The organism is Micromonospora sp. BL1, assembly GCF_003667485.1.
Classification (GTDB): domain Bacteria; phylum Actinomycetota; class Actinomycetes; order Mycobacteriales; family Micromonosporaceae; genus Micromonospora; species Micromonospora tulbaghiae.
In genome coordinates, this window is sequence record NZ_RCVK01000153.1 from 1 (window position 1) to 8,662 (window position 8,662).

Consider the following 8,662-nt stretch of genomic DNA (forward strand, 5'->3'; position numbering starts at 1 on the left):
GTGTGGACGGCCGAGCGGCCCCGGGGGCCCGGGGGGTCAGTCGACGGGCCAGGTGTGGACGGGCTCGTTGCCGCGTTGCAGCTCGGCGTACCGCTGGACCATGTGGTGCAGCGCGGCTTCCCGGTCCAGGCCCCGGGTCCGCTCGGCCGTCCACACCGTCTCGGTCTGCCAGACCGCACCGTTGCGGCCGGTACGGCAGCGGCCCTCGATCACGCCGAGCAGGCGGTCCCGCTCGGCCGGGGCGACGCCGAACCGGTCCAGCCCCTGCGCGGCCACCGGCAGCAGCGTGTCGAGGACGAGCTTGGTGACCGGCACGTCGCCGAGCCGAGGCCAGTGCAGGACCGCCTCGATGCCGCGCCGGGCGGCGGCGTGGAAGTTCTCCTCCGCGGAGCTGAACGTCAGCTGGCTCCAGATGGGACGGTCCGCCTCGGCGAGGCCGCGGGCCAGCCCGAAGTAGAACGCCGCGTTGGCGAGCATGTCCACCACCGTCGGGCCGGCGGGCAGCACCCGGTTCTCCACCCGCAGGTGCGGGCGGTCGTTCATGATGTCGTAGACCGGCCGGTTCCAGCGGTAGACGGTGCCGTTGTGCAGTCGCAGCTCACCGAGCTGGGGCACGCCACCGGCGTGCAGCACCTCGACCGGGTCCTCCTCCTCGCAGATGGGCAGCAGCGGCGGGAAGTAGCGGACGTTCTCCTCGAACAGGTCGAAGATCGAGGTGATCCAGCGCTCGCCGAACCACACCCGGGGGCGTACGCCCTGGGCCTTCAGCTCGTCGGGCCGGGTGTCGGTGGCCTGCTGGAACAGCGCGATCCGGGTCTCCGCCCAGAGCTGCCGGCCGTAGAGGAACGGCGAGTTGGCGCCGACGGCGACCTGTACGCCGGCGATCGCCTGGGAGGCGTTCCAGTAGTCGGCGAAGCTGTCCGGCGCGACCTGGAGGTGGAACTGGAGGCTGGTGCAGGCGGCCTCCGGCGCGATCGAGTCGGTGTGCGTACGCAGCCGCTCCACGCCGTTGATGTCCAGTTCGATGTCCTCGCCGCGGGCGCCCACGATCTGGTCGTTGAGGACCCGGTACCGCTCGTTCGTGGAGAGGTTGTCGGCGACCAGGTGGCGTTCGGTGAGCGTGGGCAGGATGCCGACCATCATGATCGTCGCGTCGGACTTGGCGGCCCGCTCGTCGGCGCGGCTGAGGCTGCTGCGCAGGTCCTGCTCGTAGTCGGCGAAGCCGCCGCCCTCGATCAGCCGGGGCGAGGCGTTCAGTTCGAGGTTGAACTGCCCCAGTTCGGTCTGGAACAGCGGGTCGGCGATGTCGGCCAGGATCTGGTCGTTGCGCATCGCCGGTTCGGCGGCGGCGTCGATCAGGTTCAGCTCGATCTCCAGCCCGGTCATCGGGCGGTCGGCGTCGAAGCCGAAGTCGTCGAGCATCAGCGCGAACACGTCCAGACATCGCCGGACCTTCTGCCGGTAGCGGACCCGATCCTCCCGGGAGAAGGCGCCCTGCTCGACGTCTCTGCCCATGTGTCCTCCCGGCGCCGGTGCGACGGAACCGTACCGTTCCGCAACGCATTGTGAACCATTCGCGTGGTGGGCGTAAGTGCGCCCACCCCGCCGCCCGGCTGGACGGGCGACAGGTCTGCACCTGTACCCCGTCACCGCCGTCACCAGCGCGTCCTTGGCGGAGAACTTCACGTGACGATTCGCACCGCCGGGGCGTACGCGAGAAGGGCCCGCACCGTCGGCGGACGGTGCGGGCGCTGCGGGCCGGTGCCGGGCTCAGCCCTGGCGGATGGCCTCACCCTCGATCTCGATCTTGACCTTGCGGCCGACCAGGACGCCGCCGGTCTCCAGCGCCACGTTCCAGGTCAGGCCGAAGTCCTCGCGGTCGATCTCGGTGGAGGCGGAGAAGCCGAAGATGTCCTGCCCGAACGGGCTGCGGCCGACGCCCTCGAACTCCACCTCGAGCTCGACCTGACGGGTCACGCCCTTGATGGTCAGCTCGCCGACGAGCACGAACTCGTTGCCGTCGCGGGACTTCACCTCGGTGCTGCGGAACTCCAGCGTCGGGAACTGCTCCGCGTCGAGGAACTCCGGGCTGCGCAGGTGCGCGTCGCGGTCGGCCTGGGCGGTGTTGATGCTGGCCGCCTGGATGCTGGCGGTGACCGTGGACTGCATCGGGTCGTCGGTGACGGTGATGGTGGCGGTGGCGTCCGCGAACTCACCGCGTACCTTGCTGACCATCATGTGCCGCGCGACGAAGCCGACACGCTTGTGCGCGGCGTCCAGCACGTAGGTGCCGGGGGTGGGGATGGTGAGACCCTCCCAGTCGCGGGTAGTCGCCTCGGTGCTGCTGGTCATGATGCTCTCCTCCGGAGAAGAATGTTTAGGAGCCCAACGACTGACTGAGCAACTATAGTTGAGACAATATTCCCTGTGTCAAGTGTTGCTAGGATGGTGGCGTGGACCAGAACGTGTTCGACGACCCCCGGATCACTGCCGTCGGCCTGCTCGTCGAGGCGCATGCCGGGCTCGCCGCCCGGTTCGCCGCCCAGTTCGAGGAGCACGGCCTCTCCCCGGTCGAGTTCGAGGTGCTGACCCGGCTCGCCCGCTCACCCAACAACCAGCTGCGGATGACCGATCTGGCCGCACAGACCTCGCTCTCCACCAGCGGCGTGACCCGCGTGGTGGACCGGATGGAGCGGGACGGGCTGATCTGCCGGCGCGCCTGCCCGTCCGACCGGCGCAGCTCCTTCGCGGTGGTGACCACCGCCGGCCTGAGCCGGCTGGACGATGTCCTTCCCGGCCATCTGCGGATCATCGAGCAGTGGTTCACCAGCCAGCTCGACCCGGCACAGCTCGACGGGCTGCTGGACGGGCTGCGCCGGGTGCGCGACGCGGTCCATCCGGGCGCCACCGCCGGCAGCACCGAGCCGGCCGACGACGCCGCCTGAAGGTCCGCGACTCACCGGCAGAATGACCGGCAGAACCGCCAGGGCAGCCGGACAAAGCGGTCCGTATATTCGCGAATCGGTCGTCACGCCTCGGTAGTCTTCCGGCAGCGGGGGGCACCGGGGGGTGCTGGCGCGAGCGTGGAGCGAGGGGCAGCACCAGGGGGCTACTTCGCTCGCGCCACCCCCGCGCCCTCCGCCTCCCCGTGCCCGGCCGACGCGACCCGCCGTCCACCGGCGCTCATCGCCCGCGCCGGGCCGACAGGGAGAACAGCAACTCCTCCTCCTGCGGTAGCAGGCTGACGCCGGTGACCTGCCGCGCCGCGTCCAGCCGGTCCAGCACACGCGGGTCAGCGGTACTGACCGCCAGCCCCACGAGCGCCTCGACCAGATCCCGCCGGTCGGCGACTCCCTCCGCCGCGTCCGCAGCCGCGGCGAACCACTCCGCCGCCAGCTCCCGGTCTCCCCGGTGCAGCGCCACGTGGCCCTCGATCAACCCGCGCAGCGCGTCCTCGGTGCGGGCGTCCCCGCCCGCGCCGGGCGGGTCGAGCATCTCCACCGCTGGTGGACGGCGCCGGCCCGGCACCGCGCCCGACGGCCACAGCTCGGCGACGGTGGCCAGCGCCTCGTCGGTGCGCCCGGCGTGGGCGAGCGCCAACCCGACCGCCCCGACCGTCCGGCGCCGCCGCCCGGGATCGCCCAGCTCCGCGAGCGCGGCGGCCACCCGGCGCCCCTGCTCGACCGCCTCGGCGAACCGGCCCTCCAGGCGGGTCAGCTCGGCCTGATCGGCCCGCGCCAGCACACGCAGGCGCTGGTCACCGCACTGTGCCGCCAGCCGGTCGACGGTGGCCAGCCGCCGTCGGGCGCCGGCCAGCCGCCCTTCGCGTACGTCGTGCCAGGTCAGGTGCGCCTGGGCGACGGCCATCTCGCGTACCCGGTGGTGCCGGGTGGCCGCCGCCAGCGCGGCCTCGGCCTGCTCGCGGGCCTCGTCGTGCGCGCCGAGCCCGAGCAGCAGCGCGCAGAGCACCGAACGGGCGGACAGCTCGCCGGTCACGTCGCCCGCCTCGGCGAAGACGACCAGGGCGGCCCGGGCCGCCGGCAGTTCCTCCGCGCCCGCGCCGTGCTCGGCGGCCAGCCGGGCCGCGCCGAGCATGGCCCAGGCCCGCAGCGTGGGCCGGGCACCCGCGGTACGCGGATCGGCGAGCAGCCGACGCAGCCGACGGCGGCCGGAGACGTCCCGCCCGCGCAGCCGCCACCATCGCGGCAGTGAGGCGGCGAGCAGGAGCGCGGTCTCCGGCGCGTGCTCGGCGGCGTACGTCAGCGCGGCGGTGATGTCGCTCGTCGCCTCGTCGAGCGCGCGCACCGCACCGGACATCTGTGCGCCCACCAGGCCCGGCGCGGTGCGGTGGACCAGACCGGCGATCACCGCCGCGTGCCGCATCCGGATCCGGGCGGTCTCGCCGTCGGCGTCGGCCTGTTCCGCGGCGAAGTCACGGACCGCGTCCAGCAGGCGGAACCGGAACGGGCCGGTGCCTCGGACGCTGAGCAGGCCCAGCTCGCGCAGCCGGTCCAGCAACGGCGCGGCGTCCCACCGCCGGCCGCCGTCGGCGAGCAGTTCCTCGGCCAGCTCGACCGACCAGCGGTTACGGAACGCGGACAGCCGCCGCAGCGCCGCCCGGTCGGCGGTGGCGAGCAGGTGATAGCTGCTCGCCACCGCGTCGCGCAGCGTCACAGTGCCGGCGGACGTGTCGGCGGGCTCCCAGCCGGGGCGTACGCCGGTCAGGTCCAGGACGCGGTCGCCGTAGCGGTCGAGCAGTTCGGTGACGTCGAGGATGCGTCCCCGTGCCGCCATCAGCTCGATGGCGAGCGGCAGTCCGCCGAGCCGGCGTACGAGCGCGGCCAGCGCCGGCAGCTCGGCCGGGGTGGGCGGTTCCCGGCGGGCCTGGGCGAAGCGGGCGGCGAACAGCGCCGCCGCCGGCCAGCGGTCCAGGTCGGCCTGATCGGCGGGCTCGACGCCGGCCGGTGGCACGTCGAGCGGCGCGACCGGCCGGACCAGCTCGCCGGGCAGGCCCGCCGGGCGGCGGCCGGTCACCAGCACCCGCAGCGTCGGCACGGCGGCGGTCAGGACGCGCAGCGCCCCGGCCACCGCGTCCGGCGCCCGGTCGACGGCGTCGACGAGCAGCAGCGCCCGCCGGTCGCCGATCCGGCAGGACAGGTCGGCCAACCGGTTCACGCCGAACATCGACACCGACGCGGCGAGCACGTCGGGGGTGTCCGAGCCCTCGCCCACGAGCACCCCGGCCACGCCCGCTGGGTGGCGGGCCGCCAGCGCGTGCGCGACTGTGACGGCCAGCGCCGTCTTGCCCACCCCGGCGAGCCCCACCAGGCTCACCACCGGGTACGCGTCGAGCAGGCCGGACACCTCCGCCACGTCCCGTTCGCGGCCGAACAGCGGTACGGGCTGGGGCAGCGCCACCGGCGGATCGTCGGCGGCGGCACCGGCGGCGGGAAGACGGGATGCCGGGGGCCGGGCGGTGTCGACGAACTCGCGCCGCTCGTCACCGCTCAGGCCGAGCGCGTCGGCCAGCAGGTCGACGGTGGTGCGCTGGGGCCGGGTGGCCCGCCCCCGTTCCAGATCGCGGACCGTCCGTACGCCCACGCCGGCCCGGTCCGCCAGCTCGGCCTGGGTCAGGCCGACGGCGAGCCGGTGCCCGCGCAGCAGATCGGACAGACCGGTACGACCGCCCGGGCCCCGCGCACGGTCATGATCCGGAGTCATGGGCACGAAGATTACGGATGGACTCCGACGCTCCACAGCCCATCGTCAACCACCCGACCGTCCACTGCCGATATCCGACAGGGCGCGGTTTCGGGCGTCCTCACATGCCGAGGTCGCGCGCGATGATCATGCGCTGCACCTCGCTGGTGCCCTCGCCGATCTCCAGGATCTTGGAGTCGCGCCAGAAGCGGGCCACCGGGTACTCGTTCATGAAGCCGTACCCGCCGTGGATCTGCGTCGCCTCGCGGGCGTTGTCCACGGCGACGGTGGAGGCGTGCAGCTTGGCGATGGCCGCCTGGCGCTTGAACGGCTCACCGGCGAGCATCCGGGCGGCCGCGTCGTAGTAGGCCAGCCGGGCCGTGTGCGCCTTCATCTCCATGTCCGCGATCTTGAACTGGATCGCCTGGTAGTTGCCGATCGGCTGACCGAACGCCTGGCGCTCCTTCGCGTACTTGATCGACTCGTCCACGCAGCCCTGGGCCAGGCCGACGGCGAGCGCAGCGATGGCGATCCGGCCCTCGTCCAGGATGCGCAGGAACTGCGCGAAGCCCCGGCCGCGCTCGCCGAGCAGGTTCGCCGCCGGCACCCGGCAGTCGTCGAACGTCAGCTCGTGCGTGTCCGAAGCCGTCCAGCCGACCTTGGAGTAGCCGGGCGCGACGGTGAAACCGGGCGTGCCCGACGGCACGATGATCGTGGACAGCTCCTTGCCGCCGTCCGGCCGCGTACCGGTGACGGCGGTGACGGTGACCAGCGCGGTGATGTCGGTGCCGGAGTTGGTGATGAACGCCTTCGAGCCGTTGATCACCCACTCGTCGCCGTCCAGGACGGCCCGCGTCCGGGTGCCGGCCGCGTCCGACCCGGTGCCCGGCTCGGTGAGCCCGAACCCGGCCAGCGCCTCACCGCTGAGCAGCTTCGGCAGCCACTGCGCCTTCTGCTCCTCGGTGCCGAACCGGTAGATCGGCATCGCGCCGAGCGACACCGCCGCCTCCAGCGTGATCGCCACGCTGGAGTCGACCCGGGCCAGCTCCTCCAGCGCCAGGCAGAGCGCGAAGTAGTCGCCGCCCATGCCACCGTGCTCCTCCGCGAAGGGCAGCCCGAACAGGCCCATCTTGCCCATCTGACGGACGATCTCGTACGGGAAGGTGTGCTGCTCGTAGTGCTCGGCGATGGTGGGTGCGACCACCTCGCGGGCGAACTCCCGCACGCTGGAGCGCAGCGCCTCCTGTTCGTCGCTGAGCCGGAAGTCCATCTGATCCTCCTGGTGGGACGCGGTACGGACGGGCCGGGCGCTCGTGACGCCGGGGCGTGGGTGGGTCGAACCGGGTGCGTGGGCCGGTCAGACGGGGGTGACGCCGTGCCGGCGCCGGGAGAAGTGCCGCTCCTTGCCGCGCGCGGCGGCGAACCGGCGGACCAGCTCGGCGCGCAGCTCGTGCGGCTCGACGATCGCGTCCACCACCAGCTCGCTGGCGAGGCGGACCACGTCGATGTCGCGCTCGTACTCCTCGCGCTTCGCGGCCACGAACGCGGCCCGCTCGGCCTCGTCGGAGATGGCGGCGATCTTGTTGGCGTAGACCGCGTTCACCGCGGCCTCCGCGCCCATCACCGCGATCTTCGCGGTGGGCAGCGCGATCGTGGCGTCCGGCTCGAAGCCGGGACCGGCCATCGCGTACAGACCCGCGCCGTACGCCTTGCGGACCACCACACAGATCTTGGGTACGGTCGCCTCGGAGATCGCCGTGATCATCTTCGCGCCGTGCCGGATGATGCCCTGCTTCTCCACCGCGCTGCCGACCATGAACCCGGGCACGTCGCTGAGGAACAGCAGCGGCACGTTGAACGCGTCGCAGAGCTGCACGAACCGGGTCGCCTTGTCGGCCGAGTCGACGAAGAGCACGCCGCCCTTGAACATCGAGTTGTTGCCGACCACGCCGACGACCTCGCCGTTCAGCCGGCCGAACCCGATGGTCAGCTCCTTGGCCCACAGCGCCTGGATCTCGAAGAAGCTGCCGGAGTCGAGCAGACCCTTGACGTACCGGCGCATGTCGAACGCCTGCCGCTCGCTGGCCGGGACCAACGCGGCCAGGTCGGCCTTCTCCGGCGCGTCCACGGCCTCGGCGGCCGGCGGGTCCTGCTTCCAGTTCGAGGGCAGGTACGACAGGTACGTCCGCACCACGTCGAGCGCGTCGTTCTCGGTCTTGCAGAGGAAGTGACCCACGCCGGACTCGGCGCAGTGCACCTTGGCGCCGCCCATCGCCTCCAGCGTGGTCTTCTCGCCGGTGACCATCTCGACCATGCGGTCGGAGCCGAGGTACATGCTGGCGTTGCCGTCCACCATGGCGACCACGTCGCAGAACGCCGGGATGTAGGCCCCGCCCGCCGCGCTCGGCCCGAACAGCGCGCAGACCTGCGGGATCGAGCCGGAGGCGCGGACCTGGTTCCAGAAGATCTTGCCGGCGCCGCGCCGGCCCGGGAACAGGTCGACCTGGTCGGTGATCCGGGCGCCGGCCGAGTCGACCAGGTAGACCATCGGGACGCCGGTCGCGTAGGCCCGCTCGATGATCCGGATGATCTTCTCGACGGTACGCGCGCCCCAGCTGCCGGCCTTGACCGTGGAGTCGTTGGCCATCAGGCAGACCTGGCGGCCGTCGATCGTGGCGGTGCCGGTGACCACGCCGTCGGCGGGCAGACCGTCGGCCATGGCGTTGGCGTAGAGCCCGTCCTCGACGAAGGAGCCCTCGTCGACCAGGTACGCCACTCGCTCACGGGCGAACAGCTTCCCCTTCGCGGCGTTGGCCGCGTGGTACTTGTCCGCTCCGCCGGCGCGGGCGCGCTTGCGTAGCTGCTCCAGAGCCTCACCGTCGAGCGTCACGCCGACTCCCGTTGCCACGGCCCCCCGCACAGGGCGCCCACCGACCTGAACGATCGTTAGGCTACCCCACCC

6 protein-coding genes are annotated in these 8,662 nt (G+C 72.6%); 1 reads left to right on the forward strand and 5 read right to left on the reverse strand.

The features are described from left to right. Positions 1-36 precede the first annotated feature (36 nt). Together EAD96_RS04870 and EAD96_RS04875 are read right to left on the reverse strand one after the other, a co-directional pair. Complete coding sequence (locus EAD96_RS04870) at positions 37-1,515, reverse strand: glutamate--cysteine ligase (protein WP_120572437.1); 1,479 nt, start codon at positions 1,513-1,515, stop codon at positions 37-39. Between the two features lie 255 nt (positions 1,516-1,770). Beyond that, entirely contained in the window at positions 1,771-2,352 is a 582-nt protein-coding gene (locus tag EAD96_RS04875; protein WP_120572438.1) for a YceI family protein, read from the reverse strand. A 101-nt stretch (positions 2,353-2,453) separates the two neighbouring features. Here EAD96_RS04875 and EAD96_RS04880 point away from each other — a divergent pair, with 101 nt between their 5' ends. Continuing rightward, positions 2,454-2,945 (forward strand): MarR family winged helix-turn-helix transcriptional regulator, encoded by a 492-nt coding sequence (locus EAD96_RS04880; protein ID WP_121683430.1) that lies wholly within the window; start codon positions 2,454-2,456, stop codon positions 2,943-2,945. A gap of 238 nt (positions 2,946-3,183) precedes the next feature. Here EAD96_RS04880 and EAD96_RS04885 read toward each other — a convergent pair whose 3' ends face one another. The 3 genes from EAD96_RS04885 to EAD96_RS04895 form a co-directional block, all read right to left on the reverse strand. After that, positions 3,184-5,721 (reverse strand): helix-turn-helix domain-containing protein, encoded by a 2,538-nt coding sequence (locus tag EAD96_RS04885; protein WP_121683431.1) that lies wholly within the window; start codon positions 5,719-5,721, stop codon positions 3,184-3,186. A gap of 100 nt (positions 5,722-5,821) precedes the next feature. Next, positions 5,822-6,970, reverse strand: a complete 1,149-nt coding sequence (locus EAD96_RS04890; RefSeq protein WP_030499564.1) for an acyl-CoA dehydrogenase family protein — start codon at positions 6,968-6,970, stop codon at positions 5,822-5,824. 87 nt (positions 6,971-7,057) lie between these two features. Further along, positions 7,058-8,590 carry an acyl-CoA carboxylase subunit beta gene (locus EAD96_RS04895; RefSeq protein WP_064448130.1) on the reverse strand — a complete coding sequence of 511 codons (1,533 nt, stop codon included), beginning with the start codon at positions 8,588-8,590 and terminating at the stop codon, positions 7,058-7,060. Positions 8,591-8,662: the final 72 nt, after the last annotated feature.